The sequence below is a fragment of the Brevundimonas sp. T2-11 genome (assembly GCF_055397675.1).
Genome location: NZ_AP027920.1, coordinates 2,882,323 through 2,901,602, shown reverse-complemented (window position 1 = coordinate 2,901,602; position 19,280 = coordinate 2,882,323). Strand labels below are relative to the sequence as shown.

Here is a 19,280-nt window from a genome sequence, read left to right as displayed (position 1 = left end):
ATTGAAAAAAGACGCATCTGTAACTTGCGTAAATAGACCAAAAGAGCGAGGCTTCGTCCAGAGCCAGGAGACGAGCCATGCAGATCGAGCGGTTGTCGCCCATCGTCGCGACCCTCAAGCCCAGCAACCACCCCTACCTGAGCGGGCCGTGGACCCCGCAGCATGAGGAGGTGAACGCCTTTGATCTGGAGGTGATCGAGGGCGCGATCCCGGCCGATATCGACGGCGTCTACATCCGCAACACCGAGAACCAGGTGCATACGCCGTTGGGCCGTCATCATCCGTTCGACGGCGATGGGATGCTGCACCAGATCAGCTTCAGGAACGGCAGGGCCGACTATCGCAACCGCTTCGTGAGGGGGCGCTGCTTCCAGGCGGAGCAGCAGGCGGGACAGAGCCTGTGGGGCGGCATGATGGACGGCCCGAACGTGTCGAAGCGTCCTGGCTTTGGCGCCCACGGGGGCATCAAGGATTCAGCCAGCACCGATGTGGTGGTCCACGCGGGCAAGGCTCTGGCGACCTTCTATCAGTGCGGCGAGGCCTATCAGCTGGACCCCAACACCCTGGACGACGAAGGCGTGGCGTCCTGGGCGCCGCTGGACGGGGTGTCGGCCCATGCGCGGGTGGATGAGCGGACCGGCGAGCTGCTGTTCTTCAACTACTCCAAGCACGCGCCCTACATGTACTACGGCGTGGTCGCGCCGGACGGGCGGCGGACGCACTATACGCCGATCCCCTTGCCGGGGGCGCGTCTGCCGCACGACATGATCTTCAGCGAGAACTACACCATCCTGAACGACTTCCCGATGTTCTGGGACGAGAAGGCGCTGAAAGCGGGCTATCACGCCGTGCGCTATCGCCCCGACATGCCGTCGCGGTTCGCCGTCATTCCCCGCTATGGGACGACCGAGGACATTCGCTGGTTCGAGGCGGCGCCGACCTATGTCCTGCACTTCCTCAACGCCTATGAGGAAGGCGACGAGATCATCATGGACGGCTATTTCCAGGAAAAGCCGATGCCGGATCCTCTGGGCGACCTGCCCGAGATCTACGCCGAGCACGCCCACATGATGGCCTTCGTCGACGAGAACAGTTTCCGACCGAAACTGCATCGCTGGCGCTTCAACCTGAAGGACGGCACGACGAAGGAAGAACGGCTGGACGACCGCCTGGTCGAGTTCGGCACCATCAACCAGCAGTACGCCGGTCAAGCCTATCGCTACGCCTACAGCACCACGACCAAGCCGGGCTGGTTTCTGTTCAACGGCTTCATCAAGCACGATCTGAAGACCGGCGAATCCTGGACGGTGAACCTGCCCGACGGGCGCTACGCCAGCGAGGCGCCCTTCGCGCCGCGCATCGACGCCACGGACGAGGACGACGGTTATCTGGTCAGCTTCATTATCGATGAGAACACGGGCCGCTCGGAGTGCGTGCTGATCGACTGCAAGCGCTTCGATCAGGGGCCGGTCTGCCGCATCGCCCTGCCGCACAAGATCAGTTCGGGCACCCATGCCTGTTGGGCCGACCGCCGGTTCCTGCCCGAGGGGGCGGCTTGACGGGCTGATCCGCCTGGCTTCATCATGCTTTCATTAGCAGACCGTCTTGAGGCGGCGATCGGGAGGCAGCAATGACGGCTTTGGGGCAGGCGGCGGGGGACGCAGCTTCGGAAACGGCGCCTTGGCGAGCGGCGTCGTTCCGTGACGCCGGCCTGATGCCGGTCGATCTGGAGGTGCGGCGCGAGGCGGACGGGGCCATGGTCATGCGCTCGCGCATTCCCCTGGCCGCGCATGACTGGAACCTGCCGCGGGCCTTCGCCGCGGTGGCGGCGCGCGAGGGGGAAAGGATCGCCTTGGCCCGTCGCGATCCGGCCCAGGGCGGCGCCTGGGGGGCGCAGACCTATGCCGAGCTGAAGGCCGATATGGACGCCGTGACCCAGTGGCTGCTGGATCATCCGCAGCACAGGGGCGGGCCGCTGATGATGATGGGCGCCAACAGCCCGGTCATGGCGGCCTTCCTGTTCGGAGCCCTGGCGGCGGGCGTGCCGACGGCGCCGGTCAGCGCCCATTACGCCCTGCTGGGCGGCGACCTGGGACGGCTGAACCATGTCATCCGCAGCCTGAAGCCGTCGATCCTGCTGGTCGAGGACGCCCGCATGGCCGCCGCCGCGATCGACGCTCTGGATCTGGGCGATGCGGTGGTGCTGACGGCGACGCCCGAGGCGCTGACGCGGGCGACCCTGCCCTTGGCGGAGGTCATGGCCACGCGCCCGGGGCCCGGCGTGGCCGCGAGCATCGAGGGCCTGAGACCTGATCAGGTCGCCCAGTTCATGATGACCTCGGGCTCGACGGGCCTGCCCAAGGTCGTGCCCCTGAGTCTGCGCGCCATCGCCGCCAATACGGCCCAGGCGGCCCAGGTGATCGGCGAGGACTATGCCTGGTCCGGCGACCTGCTGGGCTGGATGCCGTGGAACCATGTGGCCGGCGCGGCGGTGTTGCGCGCCGTCCTGCTGGCGGGTGGCGCCTTCCATATCGACGACGGCAAGCCCATGCCGGGTCTGTTCGAGACGTCGATCCGCAATCTGCGCGAACGGCCAGTTCGCTACTACGTCAACGTGCCCACCGGCTACGCCATGCTGGCCGACGCGCTGGAGGCGGACGCCGACCTGCGCCGGACCTTCTTCTCCGACCTGCGGGTCATGGTGTTCGGCGGCGCGGCCCTGAGCCAGTCGGTCAGCGACCGGATACAGGCCATGGCGGTGGCGGAGACGGGCCATCGCATCATGCTGACCTCGGCCTACGGGGCGACCGAAACCACGGCGGGCTTCATGGTGGTGCACCAGTATACCGACCGTCTGGGGCTGGGCCTGCCCGTGCCGGGGGTCGAGGTGAAGCTGGTCCCGCACGACGCCGACAGGTTCGAGGTGCGGGTGCGCGGCCCGAACGTCATGGGCGGATACCATGAGGATGCGGCGCGGACGGCCGAGGCGTTCGACGCCGAGGGCTATTACCGCATGGGCGACCTGGCGACCCTGACGGATCGGGACGACCCGACCCGGGGCGTCTTCTTCGCAGGGCGGCTGGCGGATCAATTCAAGTTGTCGACAGGCTCCTGGGTGTTCGGAGCGCAGATGCGCGAAACGGTCTTGCAAGCCCTGGCGCCGCTCGTCGCCGAGGTGGCCCTGTGCGACGACAACAGGCCGTGGCTCGGTGTTCTGGCCTGGCCGTCGCCCGCCGGGATCAAGGCCGCCCTGGACATGGAGGTGGGCGAGGCCCTGACCTCCGGCGCCCTGGCGCAGGCGGTGCGCGAACGGCTGATCGCCCACAACGCCACGGCTCACGGCGCCAGCGCCCGCATCGCGCGACTGGCCTTCCTGACCACTCCGCCCGACCCGAACGCCCATGAGGTGTCGGACAAGGCGACGATCAACCGCCGCGCCGTCATCGACAACCGCAGGGCCCAGGTCGAGGCCCTCTACGCCGAGCCTGCCGGGCCGGGCGTCATCGTCGCCTGAAACTGAAGGAGAATATCCGATGGTCTATATTCTGGGCGGCTGGCAGTCCGACTTCAAACGCAACTGGGCTCGCGAGGGACTGGAGATCGGCGACGGCTTCGCCGAGGCCCTGCACGGCGGCCTGGACGCCGTGGACATGGCGCCGGACGAAATCGAGGTCGGCCATGTCGGCAACTTCGTCGGCGACCTGTTCTCGGGTCAGGGGCAGCTCGGCGGCTTCTTCGCCATGGCCGAGCCGGCCTTCGATGGCCTGCCGACCTCACGGCACGAGGCGGCCTGCGCTTCGGGCAGCATCGCCCTGCTGGCGGCGATGGCGGACATCGAGTCCGGGCGCTACGGAACCGCCGCCGTCCTGGGGCTGGAGATGATGCGCAACGTGCCGGGCGAGACGGGGGCCGCCTATCTGGGGGCCGCCGCCTGGGTCGGGCATGAGTATCAGGACGCGCGCTACGTCTGGCCGCGCGCCTTCTCGGAACTGACCGACGAGTATGATCGCCGCTATGGCATCGACGAGGCGCATCTGCGCCGCATCTCCCAGATCAATTTCGCCAACGCCAGGCTGAATCCCAGGGCCCAGACGCGGGACTATGTCTTCAACGACGCCAGCTTCTCGGCCGACGACGAGGCCAATCCGGTGATCGAGGGGCGGGTGCGCAAGAGCGATTGCGGTCAGGTGACGGACGGCGCGGCCATGGTGATCCTGGCCTCGGTCGAGCGGGCGGCGGATTACGCCCGGCGACGTGGGGTTCCGCTGGACAGCCTGCCACGCATCAAGGGCTGGGGGCATCGCTCAGGCCCGCTCAGCTATCAGCGCAAGGTCGAGGCGAGTGCGGGGGCTGAATACGTCTTCCCCCAGCTCAAGCGCGCCATTGACGAGGCGCGGGCGCGCGCCGGTCTGTCGCTGGATGGGATCGACGCGGTGGAGACGCACGACTGCTTCGCCATGACCGAATACATGGCCATCGACCATCTGGGTCTGACGCCTCCGGGCGACAGCTGGAAGGCGGTCGAGGCGGGCCACATCGAGATCGGCGGGCGGCTGCCGATCAATCCGTCGGGCGGACTGATCGGTTGCGGCCACCCGGTCGGGGCGACCGGGGTGCGGATGGCGCTGGACGCCTTCCGCCAGACCACGGGGACGGCGGGCGCATGTCAGGTCGAGGGGGCGAAGAACGTCCAGACGCTGAACATCGGCGGCTCGACCACCACGACCGTCAGCCTGGTGATCGGCCGGGATTGAGGCGTCAGGCCTCGGGGCGGCTCAGCCGTCCTGACGCCGGACGCGGATGGCGATGGCCGCCGAGCCGTGGGCGATGGTCAGGCCGTCGGGCGTGGAGATCGTGACCTCGGCCACCACCTTGCGCGGGTCGGCGTAGACGGCGCGGCCCTCGGCGATCAATCGACCGCAGCCGATGGGGGCGGCGTTGAGGAAGCGCATCGACAGGTCGGTGGACAGCAGGAACTCGCCCGGCTTCAGCAGGGTCATGGCCGCGCCGCCGCCGATAATATCGACCAGGGCCGCCGTCACCCCGCCATGCACCAGGCCGACAAAGTTAGAATGGCCGGGGTCGATGTCGCATTCGACCCTCATATGACCCTCAGTCGCCTCGACCGGGCGGGCGGCCAGGCGGTTGACGAAACCGCCCGGCCAGACCGTTTCGATCCAGCGCCGCGCCAGCTCCAGCCCGCTTTGCGCCGGATCAAGCGCGAAGGCGGGCGGCTGGATCATCTGCGGCGATCCGCTCATGCGGCGACGCTCCGGGGCGTGTTCAACCCGGCGAAGCGGGCGGCGGCGGCGCGGTACTCGGCCTCCAGCCGCTCCACCACGACGGCGGTCGGTTCGACGGCGTTGATCTTCTGCAGGCCCTGGCCGGCGGCCCAGATGTCGCGCCAGCGCTTGTGCGCGGCGTCGCCGGAATAGTCGCGGGTGATCGGACCGCCCAGGGCGTCCGGGTCCATGCCCGCCGCGCGCAGGCTGGGTTTCAACCACGAAGCGGGGGTGCCGGTGATGGCCGAGGAGACGATCAGGTCGTCGGGGCCGCTGTCGACGATCATCTGCTTGTAGGGATCCTGCGCCCGGCTCTCGGCGGCGGCCAGGAAGCGGGTGCCCATGTAGACCATGTCGGCCCCTGCCGTGATGGCGCCGGCCACGCCCGCGCCGTCGGCGATGCCGCCGCCGATGGTCAGCCAGCCGTCGAAGAACTCACGCACCGCCGAGACGAAGGCGAAGGGCGACAGGTGGCCGGTGTGACCGCCCGCGCCGGCGCTGATGCAGGCCAGCCCATCCACGCCCGCATCGGCGGCCTTCTTCGCCAGGGCCATGTTGACCACGTCGGCGAAGACCAGACCGCCATAGCCCTTGACCGTCTCCATCACCGGCTTGGGCGAGCCCAGGGCCGTGATGACGATCGGCGGCTTGTACTGGGCCACCAGCCTCAGGTCTTCCTCGAGGCGGGCGTTGGTCGAGTGGGTGATCAGGTTGGCGACCCAAGGCCCGTCACCGGGGGACAGGGCGTCGGTGATCTGGCCCATCCAGGCGTCGAGGTCGGCCACCGTGCGGCAGTTGGGCGTGGGAAAGGCGCCGCCGACGCCCGCCTTGCAGGCGGCGATGACCAGCTCCGGCCCGCTGACAAGGAACATGGGCGCCGAAATCACGGGCAGGCGCATCGGGTGGGGGAAGGCGGTGGTCATGCGGATTTCAACTGTCCGGTCTGGTCGTCGAGGGATTGGCGCAGGTCGCGCTTCAGCACCTTGCCGACGGGGTTGCGTGGCAGGACGTCGATGACCTCCAGCCGTTCGATCTGCTTGTAGACGGCGACGTGCTTGTCGCTGGTCAGGAAGCGGTTGATGTCGCCGAGGTCGGCGGTCTGACCCGGCTTGAAGACGACGAAGGCGCACAGGCGCTCGCCCAGGTTGGGGTCGGGGGCGCCCACCACGGCCACATCCGCCACGGCGGGGTGGCCCATCAGATGCCCTTCGATTTCTTCGGATGAAATGTTCATCCCGCCCCGGATGATGACGTCCTTCAGACGGCCGACGAAGCGGTAGAACTGCCGCTGGTCCCCCGCCAGTTCGAACAGGTCGCCGGTGCGGAACCAGCCGTCCGCGTCAAAGGCCCGGGCGTTGATCTCGGGCGAGCGCCAATAGCCCGAGAAGATGGTCGCGCCCTTGACGCGCAGCTCGCCGGTCACGCCGACCTCTGTGATCTCCTGCTCCGTCTCGGGATCGACCAGGCGGGTGAAGATGCGGTCGTGCAGCAGGGCCTTCCATTTAAAGCCTTCGCCCAGGCGCGGGAACAGGACGGCGCGTTCGGCCGCGTCCGGCACGTCCTTCTGGGCGCTGGGGAAGGAGGCGCCTTCGTTGGAGCCGAAATAGTTGACGATCTGGACGCCGTACTTCTCGTGGAAGGTGCGGACCATCCATTCCGACAGGGGCGCCGAACCCGAGCCGATGGACCGCAGGCGGTCGAAGTCCACGCCCTCCAGCAGGGCCTCGTTCTGCAGCAGCAGGTTCAGCACGGCGGGCGGGGCGACGGTGTAGTCGATCTTCTCGGCGCGGACCTGTTGCAGGAAGATCTGCAGGTCGAACGGCTGATGCTGGATCAGGACGCCGCCCAGCAGCAGCCAGGAGACGAAGCTGGTCGAGATCCCTGCCATATTGACCATGGGGAAGGGGTTCAGCAGCACCGCGCCGGGTTGCAGGTCGGCGGCGTCGGCCACGCCCGCGCCCATGATGATCCACTCATTGTGGCTGCGCGGCACGCCCTTGGGCTGGGCCTCTGTGCCGGAGGTCCAGCAGATGGTGACGATGTCGTCGGCGCAGATCTTCGCGTGGCGAGCGGCGGCGCGTCCGGCCTCGATCACGGCCTCGTCCAGCGCGGATGCGCGGGCGTCGAGGTCGATGGTTCCGGCGGGCGCGTCGCCGCCGACCACCAGGACGGCTTTCAAGGCAGGGGCGTCCGCCTGGACCGCCAGCATCATCGCGGCATGGGCGTGCTTGCCGATGCGGGCGGCGGTCACCACGGCCTTGGCGTCGGTCTTGGCGACGATATAGGCCAGTTCGTGCTCGCGGTACTGGACGGGCGCCGGGGTGACGATGGCGCCCAGGCGGATACAGGCCAGGTAGATCAGGCCCAGCTCGATGACATTGGGCAGTTGCACCGCCACCACGTCGTCGCGTCCGACGCCGACCGTGTGCAGAACGGCGACGTAGCGGGCGACTTTGTCCTCGACCTCGGCCCAGGTCAGGCGGGCCGGGGCGCCGCCCATGATGGCTTCGCGGTTGATGGGATCGACCACGGATTCGGCGCCCGGCATGGCGGCGACGTGACGACGGAACAGGTCGTCCAGCGTGTCCTCGCCCCACCAGCCCTTCGCCTTGAAGTCGCGGATACGGTCCTCCGGCACGACGATCATGTCGCTCTTCTCCCTGGTTCTCTTTTACGTCTTCCGGTCATTGAGGCGCCGGATAGATCAGTGACTTCACCTCGCCGCGCACCACCTTGCCCACCGGATTGCGGGGCAGGGCGGCGACGAGGTGAAGGGCCTTGGGCGTGCGCACAGGGCCGACGGTCTCGCGCACGAAGGCGGTCAGGGCGTCGGCCGCGACGGCGACGTCATCCAGGGCGACCACGGCCTCCAGCCGTTCGCCCCAGACATCGTCGGCGACGCCGAAGGCGCAGGCCTCGCGCACGGCCGGGTGGGCGTTCAGCGCCGCCTCCACCTCGCCGGGATAGATGTTGTAGCCGCCGCTGATGATCAGCTCTTTCGACCGGCCTAGCAGGAACAGAAAGCCGTCGGCGTCCAGTCGTCCGATGTCGCCGGTCTTGAGCCACCCGTGGTGGCGAGCGGCGTCGGTCTGTGCGGGATCGTCCAGATAGACGGTGGCGGTCAGATCGCCACGGACCAGGATCTCGCCTTCACCCTCTTCTGTTCTGATCTCGCCGTCGGCGTCCATCAGGGCGACCGGAGTGTCCGGGAACAGCCGTCCGACCGAGGCGCGCAAATCGGGCCTCGCCATCTCTGCGGGTGACAGGCCCGCGATGGTCATGGGAGCCTCGGTCTGGCCGTAGAGGGTCGAGAGCACCGGCCCGAACCGGGCCACGGCTTCGGCGATGCGCGCCGGCGGCATGGGGGCGGCGGAATAGGTCAGGTGGCGCAGCCGGGCGAAGTCGCTGAGACCGAAGCGGCCTTCCTCCATCAGCAGATAGATCAGGGTCGGGGGCATGAAGACGGTGGTGACCCGGGTCTTCAACTCGCGCAGGATGGCCTCGCGCTCGGGCTTGTCCAGCAGGACATGGGCCCCGCCCGCCGCCAGCACTGGCAGGATGTAGTGCGAGGCGCCGTGCGTCAGGGGCGCGACGGCCAGATTCACGTCGTCCGCGTTGAAGTCATAGAAGCGCTGAAGCGACCGAAGGGCCGCCGCCCCGCTGCGGACGCTCTGCAGCACGCCCTTGGGCGTCCCGGTCGAGCCGCCGGTGAACTTCAGGGCGAAGGGGTGATCGGGGTCGTCGGAAATCGCGGGCAGGGCCGCTGAATCGGTCGGGGCCGGGCGCCAGTCATCCAGCGCCAAAGGACGGGACGCCTCGCCCATGGCAGCGACGGAAGCGCCGTCGTGCAAGGTCAGCTTCAGACCGGCGCGCTGCTGGAACAGGCTGTTCAGGCGCGGCCCGTTGCGCGGGTTCAGCGGCGTCCAGACCGCCCCGGCGCGCAGGATGGCGAGATAGGCGATCACGTGATCGGCGCTGTTGGCGGCGCACAGGCCGATCCGGTCGCCAGGCGCCACGCCGCGCGCGATCAGATCGGCGGCGGCGGCCTCGACCTGTGTGACCAGTTTTCCGTGGCGGATGACGCGGTCGCCGTCGAACAGGGCGGGGCGGTCGCGCTTGGTGGGCAGGCCGTCATAGAGGGCGCGGATGGGGTGTCGGATCATGCCGCCGTCCGCTCCAGGATGGTGACGACGGTCGCCGCCTCCTCGACGCCCAGGAAGCCGCCGCCGTTCTCGGCCGCCGCGATGCGGGCGCCCGCGACCTGACGCGCTCCGGCCTCGCCGCGCAGATGCTGGATCAGTTCATACAACTGACCGACGCCGGTGGCGCCGACCGGATGCCCCTTGGCGACCAGACCGCCCGAGGGGTTGACCGGGGTGCGGCCGCCCAGGGCGAAGTCGCCCGCCTTCAGGCGCGTCCCGACCTCGCCGGGGGCGGCCAGGCCCAGGTTCTCGATCTGCTGCAGTTCGGCGTAGCTGGTGGCGTCATGGACCTCGATCAGGTCCACGGCGTCCGGTCCCAGACCGGCCTGCTCATAGGCGGCCAGGGCGGCGCGGCGGCCAATATGGTTGGCGTAGTCGTCGGGCGCGCGGTCGGCGGCGCTGACCAGGGCGCAGCCGCGCACCTGCACGGCGCGAGCGGTCGCGCCCAGCCGCGCCAGCCCCTTGGCCGAGCAGACGATCATGGCCGCCGCGCCGTCGCTGACGGGGGCGCACATGGCCCGCGTGAAGGGGAAGACGATCGGCTTGTCGGCGATGACCTGTTCCACCGTCATCGGGGTGCGGTACTGGGATTTGGGGTTGAGGGCGGCGGCCGTGTGGTTCTTGGCGGCGATGCGGGCGAAGTCTTCCTGGGCCGTGCCGAAGCGGGCCATGTGGGCGCGGGCCTGGGCGGCGTAGAGGTCCATGAACAGGCTGCGGCCTTCGCCCGGCGCCGCGCCGCCCATCGCGGTGATATAGGCGAGCACGCCCTCGCGGTCGTGGATGTCGGTCCCGCCCATGAAGGCGGCGGCGACGCGATCGGGCCGGTCGGGAAAGACCATCTTTTCGGCTCCGACGACCAGAGCGATGTCGCCCGCGCCCGCGCGTAGCCACTGGATCGCCTGATAGAGGGCGGTCGAGCCTGAGGCGCAGGCGTTCTCGACATTGGTTACGGGGATGCCGGTCAGGCCCAGCGGACGCAGGGCGATCTGGCCGCGCACCGTGTTCTGGCCCTCCAGCATGGGCTGGCGGGTGTTGGAGAACCAGGCGGCCTCGATGTCGCTGATCTCAGCGCCCGCGTCAGCCAGGGCGTCTCGGACGGCCTCGGCGGTCAGGCTCTTCACCGTTTCTGCAGGGCGCTTGCCCAGGGCGGTCATCGACACGCCGGCGATGAAGACCGCGCTGCTCATGCGGAAGGCCGACGGCGCTGGACGATGCGGAAGCGCGAGGCGACGAAGGCCAGGTCGGCCAGACAGGCGTTGCCCGCCGGGTTCAGGCCGCTGACGTGATAGTCGCTATAGGCGGCGGCGAAGTTGATCCACATCGCCCCGGTCAGATTGATCGTCAGATTGGCCCCGGCCTGCTCGTAGAGGGGCGTCGAACGGTCGATGAAGGCCTCGTCCGTCGAATAGAGGTAGGAGGAGATCGAGCCCCTGGTGCGGGCCAGATGGGTCGCCTCGGCCACGGCGGCGTCGGCCTGCATCGTGACCACGAACAGGACTGGGCCGAAATGCTCCTCGGCGTAGAGGTCTGGCGCGGCTCCATCGACCGCCAGAACCAGCGGCGTCAGTGTGCGGGCCTTGGGGAACTGCGGGTGGACGTAGGGGGCGGCTTCGCGCAGGACGCGGACGCCATGGCGGCGTTCGACGGCGCCGCGTACGTCGGCCACGGCCTTCAGGCTGACCTCGCCCTGGATGGCGCCCATGATGCCGGCGGCCATGGCCGGATCGTCGGCGATGGCGTCGATCTGGGCGACCAGGGCGGCGCTGAACGCCGCAGCCAGGTCGGGGGCGACGTAGACCACCTGGGGGCTGGTGCACATCTGGGCCGAGAACAGGCTGGCGGCGCGGGCGACGGCGCGGGTGACGGCGTCCAGATCGGCGACCGAATGAACCACCACGGTGTTGACGCCCGCCGTTTCGGTGAACAGCAGCTTGCCCGTCACCGTCCGTTCCAGATGGCCGCCGTAGCGGGGGCTGCCGGTGAAGTCGACGATCTGAACCGCCGGATGATCGACCAGAACCTGAGCCACCGGCTCGGCCAGGGTGTCGACGGCCAAGGTGATCAGGTCGGGATCAAAGCCGAAGTCGGCCAGCACGCGGCGGCACTCGCGCGCCACGATGGCCATGGGCAGGACGGCGATGGGGTGGGGCTTGAGGATGACCGGATTGCCGGTTGCTAGACTGGCGAACAGGGCCGGATAGGCGTTCCAGGTCGGGAAGCTGGCGCAGCAGACCACCAGTCCGATGCCGCGCGGAACCAGGATATAGGTCTTGTCCAGGCTGACCGCCTCACCCGCGAAGTCGCGTTCGTAGCGGGCGCTGCGGGTCACGTCGCGCATGGCCTTGGCGGCATAGGCCAGGGCCTCGATCCCCCGGTCCAGGGCGTTGGGACCGGAACCGCTGAAGGCCTGGGTATAGCTTTGACCCGCGACGTGCATGACGGCCTGGGCCATCTCGAAATTCACGTCATAGAGGCGGGCCGCCATCTCGGCGCACAGGGCCAGACGCAGTTCGGGGTCGGCGGCGCGCCAGTCGGGCCAGGCGGTCTGGGCGGCGGCGATCAGGGCATCGGGATCGCAGCGCGGATAGGTGATCCCCAGGGCTTGGCCGGTGAAGGGCGAGACCTCGGCGCCGACATGGTCGATGACGCCGGGCAGGTCCAGATCGAAGGGGCGGTTCAGTTGGGCCTCGAAGGCGGCCTTGCCGGCGACAGGCTTCTCCGGGCCGTGGATCTTGGTCGAGGGCGAGTCCTTGAACGGCGACCAGGCGGCGCGGGCGGACACGGCCTTGACGGCGGCGTCGATCAGGGCGGCGTGGCGGTCGATCAGGGCGCGACGGGCGTCGGCGACGGGGAAGGGGGCGTTCATGGCGCTCAATCCATTCGTTCCACGATCATGGCCGAGCCGACGCCTTGCGCGCCCGCCGCCACGACCAGGCCATAGCGGCCTTCGCAGGCGTCCAGCGCGTCGAGCAGGGACGACAGCAGGATGGCGCCCGTCGCCCCCATGGGGTGCCCCTTGGCCAGATGGCCGCCGCCGACGTTGACCTTGTCGCTCAGGGTCGGGTGTTCCCGCGTGAACCTGGCGATGACGACGGCGAAGGCCTCCATGAACTCGATGCGGTCCATGTCGGCCAGGGTCAGTCCGGCCTTGTCCAGCACCCGCTCCATCGCCGTGAAACCGGCGGTCAGGGAGGCGGCGGGATCACCCCCCGCCTCGACCCAGGCGACAATACGCGCGCGGGCGCCCTTGGCTTCGCCAGAGATCAGGGCCAGTCCGGCGCCGTCGCTCATCGGCGGGGCGTGGGCGACCGTGTGGCGGTGGTCAATGGCCCGTCCCCCCAGCGCGTCGGCATAGGGGGCGGCTAGGGCGGCGAAGGCGGCCGGCATGGCCGCGAGACTGTCGGCGGTGGTCTGGGCGCGTGCGGCTTCTTCCCGGTCGAGGCCGTTCAGCGGAATGCGCGAGGCCGTCAGAGGCGTGCCCTCTGCGGCGGTCGTGCGCTGCTGAGAGGTCAAGGCGGCGGCGTCCATCTCGGCCCGCGTCACACCGATGTCCTCGGCCAGACGGTCGGCGGCGACGGCGACGGGGATGTAGCGGGTGCGCGGCGGGAAGCTGGCGTCTTCGTAATAGTCGGCCTTGTCGCCCATGAAGGGGACGCGCGACATCATCTCGACCCCGCCCGCCAGGGCCGAGCGCAGGGCGCCGGTCTGGACCATGGCCGCCGCCTGACCCACGGCGGTCAGGCCCGAGACGCAGTAGTTGTTCAGGCTGAAGGCGAAGGCGGCGTCGTCCAGACCCGCGTGCAGCTTGCTGACCAGGGCGACATTGGCGCCCTGGGCGCCGACCTGACCGACGCAGCCCAGGATCAGGGCGTCGGCGGCGCGTGGCGCATGGCCGCGCGCTTCCATGGCGTCGATCAGGCCCGTGACCAGTTCATGGGGCTTCAGAGCGGCCAGGCCGCCGTCGGGACGGGCCTTGCCGCGCGGGGTGCGGACGGCGTCGTGGATATAGGCGCTCATCGGATCACCCCTTCGCCATCCGGTCGCCGCGCGCCCAGGTGCCGTGGAAGCCGGCCGGCACCCGCGCGGGCAGGATGACGCGCGCCACAGGCCCGGCCTCGAAATTCTTGGCGTCGATGATCTGGACCTCGGAACGGCCGGTGTTCTCGTCGGTGACGAAGACGATGACGTAGCCGTCGTCCTCGTCCCTGGCGTTCAGGCGGGGGGCGAAGGCGGGTTCGGAACCGAACATCTGCGGCTCGAAATCATAGGTCCGGGCGGCGCCGCTGAGCATGTCGTACTTGATCAGACCCTTGAAGCGCTGAAGCTCGGTCTTGGACATGGCGACGTGATAGGACCAGCGGGTCGGCTGGGCGGCATAGTCCAGATTGACCGCCGGGAATTCGCCGATGCGGTCGTCCAGCTGTCGCTTCTTGACCTCGCCGGTGCGCATGTTCATCCGCCATTCGACGGGCACGGCGTTCAGCGCCAGCACGTTCACCATGGCCGCATAGGGGCCGTAGTCGGGGTTCAGCGGATAGCCGTTGGGCGTCATCATGCAGGCGGTCATGACGACCTCGTCGCCGTCCTCCCAGCTGTTGACGACGTGATATATGTAGCAGCTGTCCGTCTCGAACCAGCGTATCTGGTCGCCCCGACCCCGGCGCGGCACGACGCCGAAACGGGCGGGCTGGTCGGCGAAGTGGATGTTCCACTGGCTCTTGCGCAGGCCGGCGTCGGTGAAGATCACCGGCAGGTCGTGCAGGATGACGTAGTTTTCCGTCAGCCCCATGTCGTGGGGCAGGCGCGGCCCCGGCAGCTCGACGCGCTCGAAATGGGTCAGCTCGTTCTGGGCGCTGACCGTGCCGAAGGTCATCCATGGCTCGTAGAGCGAATAGTCGAAGAAGACGAACTCGCCGGTGCGCGGATCGACCTTGGAGTGGGCCGAGACATGGCGCGGCAGCTTGCCGCCGAAGGTCTCGATTCCGATGGTCTCCAGGGTGCGCGCATCGACCCGGACCGGATGGCCCGAGATGTACCACAGCGCCATCAGCGAGCCGTTGTGCAGGATCACGTCGGTGTTGGCCGTGTCCTTGTAGACCTTGTCGCCGCGCGTCGATGCCGGGTTGGCCCGGCTTGAGGGATACATGACGCCGCCCGCGCCGCAGCCGCCGTTCAGGTCGGCGATGTGATCGACCGAGCGGACGAAGCGGTTGCGGTATTCCGCCTTGCCGTTTTCGAAATAGATGGCGTGCAGCATGCCGTCGCCGTCGAACCAGTGGTGCATGCCTTCAGGCGCCTGGGCCGGGTTCGGGCCATTGCGGTAGAAGCAGCCGTAGAGGTCTTTCGGGATCTCGCCGATGACCGGCAGGTCCAGCGCCGTCGTCTCCCTGGCCACGGGCTCATAGGCGCCCTGCAGATAGGGATTCAGCGTGTTCAGCGGGCTGAGCGGACCGGTTTCGATCCGGCGGGCGTCGTCGGCCATGGCGGCTGTTCCTTGCCTGTGCGGGGACGCGATCACGCCGCGTCCATCCTTGTTTAAGCAGACCATGAGCAGTTTGGTCGTTTAACGCAAGTCACTTCGTCGTGGTCGCCTCCCGCATGGCCGCCATCAGGTGATCGAAGGCGGCGTTGCCGTCGCTGAAGGTCCGCCAGCCGTTCAGATCCATCAGGGCGGCGGCCTGTTTCGTCAGGTCGTCAGGCGTGACGTCGTCGGTGAAGATCAGGCCTGGGCCTTCGATCCGCGCGGCGGGCCGCACGGCGCCCGCGCCGGCCGCCAGGGTCTGGCCGCTCAGTGGACAGTCGGGCGACATCAGCCAGCTGACGACCGGGGCGACGCGCTCTGGTCCCATGCGGGCGGCGCTGGCGTCGTCCAGATAGTCGGCGGTCATGCCGGTGGCGGCGTAGGGGGCGATGGCGTTGCAGCCGACGCCGTGGGACGCCCCTTCCAGGGCGATGACCCGCATCAGTCCGATCAGCGCCGCCTTGGATGACGAATAGGCCGCCATGCCGTGAACGCCATGCAGGCCCGCGGCCGAGGTCGACATCAGGATACGGCCCGAACCCTGGGCGCGCAGGTGGCGATAGATGGGCAGGGTCGGCGTCAGGGCGCCGAAGAAGTTGACCTCGAACACCTGTCGAAAGACGTCGGTGGTCTGCTTGTGCAGGGTCCTGGCTTCGGGCGCGCCGGCGTTGTTCAGCAGGCCGTCGATGCGGCCGAAGGCGTCCAGGGCCGCAGCCAGAAGCCGCTCGCCGGAATCGGCCTCCTCGACCGCCAGGGGTGCGGCGACGGCCTGGCCGCCCAGGGCGGTGATCTCGGCCACGACCGCCTCGGCCGAACCGGGCGCATCGGCCGCTCGTGGGCGGGTGTTGACCACGATGCGCGCCCCGCGCTGCGCCAGGTCCAGAGCATAGGCCCGGCCGAGGCCGCGTCCGGCGCCGGTGACGACGATCACCTGATCCTGAAGTCTGCTCATGCGTCGGCGCCTTCGGTTCCGGTGGTGGGGCGAGGGCGCGGCCAGGGCAGGAAACGCGGCGTGCGGGCGCAATAGGCGGCCCAGGCCTCGGGCCGGCTGCGCGCCATGTGCTGCTCCTTGAACGGCGCGGCCGAGGCATAGCCCATGAACCAGCCGGTATAGAGGGGCGCGAAGGCCGTGACCCAACCCCAGGGATGCGCCAGGGCCAGCACGAACCAGCCCGCCCACATGAGGCTTTCGCCCAGATAGTTGGGATGGCGCACGATGGCCCAGGCGCCGGTGTCCAGCAGGCGGCCGCGGTTGGCGGGGGCGCGCTTGAAGGCGGCCAGCTGGCGATCCGCCGTGCTCTGCAACAGGAAGCCTGTCAGCCAGACGACGCCGCCCACCACCAGCGGCAGCGTCGGGCGCGGCGCGGGCGCCGTCAGGATGAAGGCGAAGGGCGCGCACCACAGCCAGACGGTCACGCCCTGCAGCAGATGAACCTGGAAGGCGCTCCACCAAAGCCAGCTGGGACCGAAGCTCTTGCGCCAGTGGGCGTAGGGCTGACGCTCGGCGTGGATGTTGTGGCCCCAGGTCTGGACCGCCAGTCGGATCGACCAGACGCCCAGGCTGAGCAGGAACAGACCGCTGAACAGGTCCAGCGGCCGGCCGGACAGGACGAAGACCGTGCTCGCCGCCGCCAGCGGCGCCAGCGGATAGGCCACGTCCATCAGTCCGTGATTGCGCTTCAACGTGCCCACCAACCAGCCCAGGGCGACGACGGAAAGAACAGCGCTCCCGCTGGCGATCCAGATGAACAAGGTTTCACGAAGCAAGGAAGAGGGGGCGAGGAAGGCGGCGGCGAAGGCGACAAGAGGCGCGGCCATCATGACGTAATGCCATGCTTTGCCGCGTGTTTTCCGGGGCATGACCAGGAACCAGATCGCCGCCAGAGCCGCCCATGCGAGGGCGGCCAAAATCCATCCATCCGGTCTCATGCGGTCGGCTCCGTCCATGACTTGCATAAAAAGACTTGCAAACACGGTTCGCTAGCGCAAGCTTCATTTCGACCGAGGAGCATCCGATCAACGGAGCCGGTGAGGTCAGGGAGCGAAACATGAGAAAGACCGCATTCAGCGCGTCGGCCGCCACGCTGTTGCTCGCCGCCGGGCTGGCCGCACCGGCCATGGCGCAATCCACCCAAGCCGAAGGCGCCGTCACGGTCGGCGACGTCGTCGTCACGGCCCAGCGCCGCGAGCAGAGCCTGCAGGACGTGCCGATCGCCATCACCGCCTTCAACGCCGAGACCTTGGAGCGGACGGCGGCGACCGGCATTCAGGACGTGGCGGGCAAGGCGCCGGGCGTGACCCTGACCCAGTTCAACATCGGCGAGCCGCAGATCTTCATTCGCGGCGTCGGCACGACCAGCGATTCCGCCGCCAGCGATCCCTCGATCGGCGTATCGATCGACGAAGTCTCCATCGGTCGCGCGGGCGCCAGCTCCCTGGCCTTCCTGGATGTCGAGCGGGTCGAGATCCTGCGCGGACCGCAGGGCACCCTGTATGGGCGCAACGCCTCGGGCGGCGCGCTGAACGTCTATACGAAGAAGCCGCGTTTCGAGAATTCCGCCCAGTTGACCGGACGTCTCGGCAGCTTTGACGAGCGGGGCGTTGAGGCCGTGCTGAACCGCGAACTGGGCGAGGACACGGCCGGTCGTCTGGCCCTGCGCTGGAACCAGAACGACGGCTACGCCGAAAGCCTGCCCAGCGGCCGCAGCCTCGAGGGCGGCGAGCAGTTCGGCCTGCGCGCTCAGGTGCTGCACAACGCCGGGGAATGGAGCTTCCTGGGCGGCGTCGACTATTCGAAGGACGACATGCAGGGCCACGCCCGCATTCCAGTCCTGGCGTCATCGACCCCGGCGCCCTTCGTGACCCTGGTCAATTCGCTGCGCGCGGGCATGGACGTGCGTCAGAGCTTCTCTTCGGCGGACAATTATCAGCAGCGTGAGAACTGGGGCCTGACGGGGCGGGCGGAATGGTCGGGCGCCGAGCATTTCGACGTCGTGTCCCTGACCTCCTATCGCAGCAACGACTACAGCTGGCGCGACAATCTGGGCGGCTTGCCGTTCCCGGGCTTCCCCCTGTCCGTTGACGACCGGGCTGAGGAAAACGCCAAGCAGATCAGCCAGGAGTTCCGCCTGACCTCCAAGTCGGGTTCGAACATCGACTGGGTCGCCGGGCTCTACATGTTCCGCGAAGAGGTCGAGCGCTCGGAGCGGTTCCTGGTCCAGACGGCCCTGCCGATCGCCCCGCCGTCGCTCGGCGGCGACACCACCTTCAATCAGGACGCGACCAACACCAGCTATGCGGTCTTCGGCCAGGCTACGGTCCCGTTCGCGAACATCTGGGAGCTGACGGTCGGCGCGCGCTGGACCCACGACGAGCGCGAAGTGCATCAGGTCGCCATCGACAATGAAGGCGGCGCCAATCCGCCCGCGGGCATTCCCCTGGGTCCGACCGGGCAGCCTTATGACGTCAAGGCGGACGCTTCTTTCGAAGAGCCGACCTGGAAGCTGGCGCTGGCGGTCGAGCCGCTGGACAACATGCGATTCTACGTCAGCTATGACCGGGGCTATAAGGCCGGCGCCTATCCCAGCGCGTCTCAGACCGGCGTCCAGGCCACGACGCCGCTGCGATCGGAACTGCTCGACAACTATGAGGTCGGGGCCAAGACGACCCTGGCGGGCGGACGGCTGCGTCTGAACGCGGCGGCCTTCATGCTCGATTACACGGACCTGCAGGTCTATGAATTGCTGGGCCTGACCCTGGTCACCTCCAACGCCGAGGCGGAAGTGCGGGGCTTCGAGGTCGAGACCGCGCTGGCGGTGAACCACAACATCACGATCGGCGGCTCCTATACCCAACTGGACGCCAAATTCACTTCCAACGCGACGTCGGGCAATCTGACCCTGCCCTACGACGGCAACATCCTGCCGCGGTCCCCGGACAGCCAGTTCACCCTCTATGCCGATGGTCAATGGGACGTGTTCGGCGGCGTCCTGTCGGCGCGGGCCGACTATCAATGGACGGACGATTTCTACTTCGATCCGTCGAACGCGCCCGAAGTCCTGGTGCCGTCCTATGGTCTGATCAGCGCCTTCGCCTCATGGGAGGCGCCGAACGGACTGAAGATCTCGGTCTATGGCAAGAACCTCGGCGACGAGGAGTATCAGCAGCACATCATCAAGAACGCCAGCATCGGCTTCAGCGTCTTTGGCGCGCCGCGTTCTTTCGGCGTGGCGGTCAGCAAGACCTTCTGATCCCGGTTCTCCGGTCCTGACTCAC

14 protein-coding genes are annotated in these 19,280 nt (G+C 68.4%); 4 read left to right on the top strand and 10 right to left on the bottom strand.

The features are described from left to right. Positions 1 to 77 precede the first annotated feature (77 nt). The 3 genes from ACZ5XO_RS14120 to ACZ5XO_RS14110 all read left to right on the top strand — a co-directional run bounded on the left by ACZ5XO_RS14120 (position 78) and on the right by ACZ5XO_RS14110 (position 4,754). Positions 78 to 1,559, top strand: a complete 1,482-nt coding sequence (locus ACZ5XO_RS14120) for a carotenoid oxygenase family protein (RefSeq protein ID WP_464163034.1) — start codon at positions 78 to 80, stop codon at positions 1,557 to 1,559. Between the two features lie 71 nt (positions 1,560 to 1,630). After that, positions 1,631 to 3,514, top strand: a complete 1,884-nt coding sequence (locus ACZ5XO_RS14115) for an AMP-binding protein (protein ID WP_464163033.1) — start codon at positions 1,631 to 1,633, stop codon at positions 3,512 to 3,514. A 19-nt stretch (positions 3,515 to 3,533) separates the two neighbouring features. Then, entirely contained in the window at positions 3,534 to 4,754 is a 1,221-nt protein-coding gene (locus ACZ5XO_RS14110; RefSeq protein WP_464163032.1) for an acetyl-CoA acetyltransferase, read from the top strand. A 21-nt stretch (positions 4,755 to 4,775) separates the two neighbouring features. Here the strand turns inward: ACZ5XO_RS14110 and ACZ5XO_RS14105 are convergent, their stop codons facing one another. The 10 genes from ACZ5XO_RS14105 to ACZ5XO_RS14060 all read right to left on the bottom strand — a co-directional run bounded on the left by ACZ5XO_RS14105 (position 4,776) and on the right by ACZ5XO_RS14060 (position 16,934). Further along, positions 4,776 to 5,261, bottom strand: coding sequence for a PaaI family thioesterase (locus ACZ5XO_RS14105; protein ID WP_464163031.1), 486 nt, complete (start codon positions 5,259 to 5,261; stop codon positions 4,776 to 4,778). Then, the gene (locus tag ACZ5XO_RS14100; protein WP_464163030.1) at positions 5,258 to 6,205 is read right to left on the bottom strand and encodes an NAD(P)H-dependent flavin oxidoreductase; all 948 of its coding nucleotides are present in this window, start codon (positions 6,203 to 6,205) and stop codon (positions 5,258 to 5,260) included. Before ACZ5XO_RS14100 ends, ACZ5XO_RS14105 begins: the two co-directional genes overlap by 4 nt. After that, positions 6,202 to 7,929 carry a class I adenylate-forming enzyme family protein gene (locus ACZ5XO_RS14095; RefSeq protein ID WP_464163029.1) on the bottom strand — a complete coding sequence of 576 codons (1,728 nt, stop codon included), beginning with the start codon at positions 7,927 to 7,929 and terminating at the stop codon, positions 6,202 to 6,204. Before ACZ5XO_RS14095 ends, ACZ5XO_RS14100 begins: the two co-directional genes overlap by 4 nt. Positions 7,930 to 7,966: 37 nt before the next feature. Then, the gene (locus tag ACZ5XO_RS14090; protein ID WP_464163028.1) at positions 7,967 to 9,445 is read right to left on the bottom strand and encodes a class I adenylate-forming enzyme family protein; all 1,479 of its coding nucleotides are present in this window, start codon (positions 9,443 to 9,445) and stop codon (positions 7,967 to 7,969) included. Further along, the gene (locus tag ACZ5XO_RS14085) at positions 9,442 to 10,671 is read right to left on the bottom strand and encodes a thiolase family protein (protein ID WP_464163027.1); all 1,230 of its coding nucleotides are present in this window, start codon (positions 10,669 to 10,671) and stop codon (positions 9,442 to 9,444) included. Before ACZ5XO_RS14085 ends, ACZ5XO_RS14090 begins: the two co-directional genes overlap by 4 nt. After that, positions 10,668 to 12,350: an aldehyde dehydrogenase family protein gene (locus ACZ5XO_RS14080; RefSeq protein ID WP_464163026.1), complete on the bottom strand. Its 1,683-nt coding sequence runs from the start codon at positions 12,348 to 12,350 to the stop codon at positions 10,668 to 10,670. The genes ACZ5XO_RS14085 and ACZ5XO_RS14080 overlap by 4 nt, the downstream gene beginning before the upstream one ends. Positions 12,351 to 12,355: 5 nt before the next feature. Continuing rightward, positions 12,356 to 13,501, bottom strand: a complete 1,146-nt coding sequence (locus tag ACZ5XO_RS14075; RefSeq protein WP_464163025.1) for an acetyl-CoA C-acyltransferase — start codon at positions 13,499 to 13,501, stop codon at positions 12,356 to 12,358. Between the two features lie 4 nt (positions 13,502 to 13,505). Beyond that, positions 13,506 to 14,966, bottom strand: coding sequence for a carotenoid oxygenase family protein (locus tag ACZ5XO_RS14070; protein WP_464163024.1), 1,461 nt, complete (start codon positions 14,964 to 14,966; stop codon positions 13,506 to 13,508). 91 nt (positions 14,967 to 15,057) lie between these two features. Continuing rightward, positions 15,058 to 15,957: an SDR family NAD(P)-dependent oxidoreductase gene (locus ACZ5XO_RS14065; protein ID WP_464163023.1), complete on the bottom strand. Its 900-nt coding sequence runs from the start codon at positions 15,955 to 15,957 to the stop codon at positions 15,058 to 15,060. Beyond that, positions 15,954 to 16,934, bottom strand: a complete 981-nt coding sequence (locus ACZ5XO_RS14060) for a DUF1295 domain-containing protein (RefSeq protein ID WP_464163022.1) — start codon at positions 16,932 to 16,934, stop codon at positions 15,954 to 15,956. The genes ACZ5XO_RS14065 and ACZ5XO_RS14060 overlap by 4 nt, the downstream gene beginning before the upstream one ends. A gap of 119 nt (positions 16,935 to 17,053) precedes the next feature. Between ACZ5XO_RS14060 and ACZ5XO_RS14055 the strand changes: the two genes are divergently transcribed. Next, positions 17,054 to 19,255 (top strand): TonB-dependent receptor, encoded by a 2,202-nt coding sequence (locus ACZ5XO_RS14055; protein WP_464163021.1) that lies wholly within the window; start codon positions 17,054 to 17,056, stop codon positions 19,253 to 19,255. The last annotated feature ends 25 nt before the right edge of the window (positions 19,256 to 19,280 follow it).

What these genes read in the sequence shown, in the direction of transcription:
- ACZ5XO_RS14120 (WP_464163034.1), top strand. Translation starts at nt 78, where the DNA reads ATGCAGATCGAGCGGTTGTCGCCCATCGTCGCGACCCTCAAGCCCAGC.
- ACZ5XO_RS14115 (WP_464163033.1), top strand. Translation starts at nt 1,631, where the DNA reads ATGACGGCTTTGGGGCAGGCGGCGGGGGACGCAGCTTCGGAAACGGCG.
- ACZ5XO_RS14110 (WP_464163032.1), top strand. Translation starts at nt 3,534, where the DNA reads ATGGTCTATATTCTGGGCGGCTGGCAGTCCGACTTCAAACGCAACTGG.
- ACZ5XO_RS14105 (WP_464163031.1), bottom strand. Translation starts at nt 5,261, where the DNA reads ATGAGCGGATCGCCGCAGATGATCCAGCCGCCCGCCTTCGCGCTTGAT.
- ACZ5XO_RS14100 (WP_464163030.1), bottom strand. Translation starts at nt 6,205, where the DNA reads ATGACCACCGCCTTCCCCCACCCGATGCGCCTGCCCGTGATTTCGGCG.
- ACZ5XO_RS14095 (WP_464163029.1), bottom strand. Translation starts at nt 7,929, where the DNA reads ATGATCGTCGTGCCGGAGGACCGTATCCGCGACTTCAAGGCGAAGGGC.
- ACZ5XO_RS14090 (WP_464163028.1), bottom strand. Translation starts at nt 9,445, where the DNA reads ATGATCCGACACCCCATCCGCGCCCTCTATGACGGCCTGCCCACCAAG.
- ACZ5XO_RS14085 (WP_464163027.1), bottom strand. Translation starts at nt 10,671, where the DNA reads ATGAGCAGCGCGGTCTTCATCGCCGGCGTGTCGATGACCGCCCTGGGC.
- ACZ5XO_RS14080 (WP_464163026.1), bottom strand. Translation starts at nt 12,350, where the DNA reads ATGAACGCCCCCTTCCCCGTCGCCGACGCCCGTCGCGCCCTGATCGAC.
- ACZ5XO_RS14075 (WP_464163025.1), bottom strand. Translation starts at nt 13,501, where the DNA reads ATGAGCGCCTATATCCACGACGCCGTCCGCACCCCGCGCGGCAAGGCC.
- ACZ5XO_RS14070 (WP_464163024.1), bottom strand. Translation starts at nt 14,966, where the DNA reads ATGGCCGACGACGCCCGCCGGATCGAAACCGGTCCGCTCAGCCCGCTG.
- ACZ5XO_RS14065 (WP_464163023.1), bottom strand. Translation starts at nt 15,957, where the DNA reads ATGAGCAGACTTCAGGATCAGGTGATCGTCGTCACCGGCGCCGGACGC.
- ACZ5XO_RS14060 (WP_464163022.1), bottom strand. Translation starts at nt 16,934, where the DNA reads ATGAGACCGGATGGATGGATTTTGGCCGCCCTCGCATGGGCGGCTCTG.
- ACZ5XO_RS14055 (WP_464163021.1), top strand. Translation starts at nt 17,054, where the DNA reads ATGAGAAAGACCGCATTCAGCGCGTCGGCCGCCACGCTGTTGCTCGCC.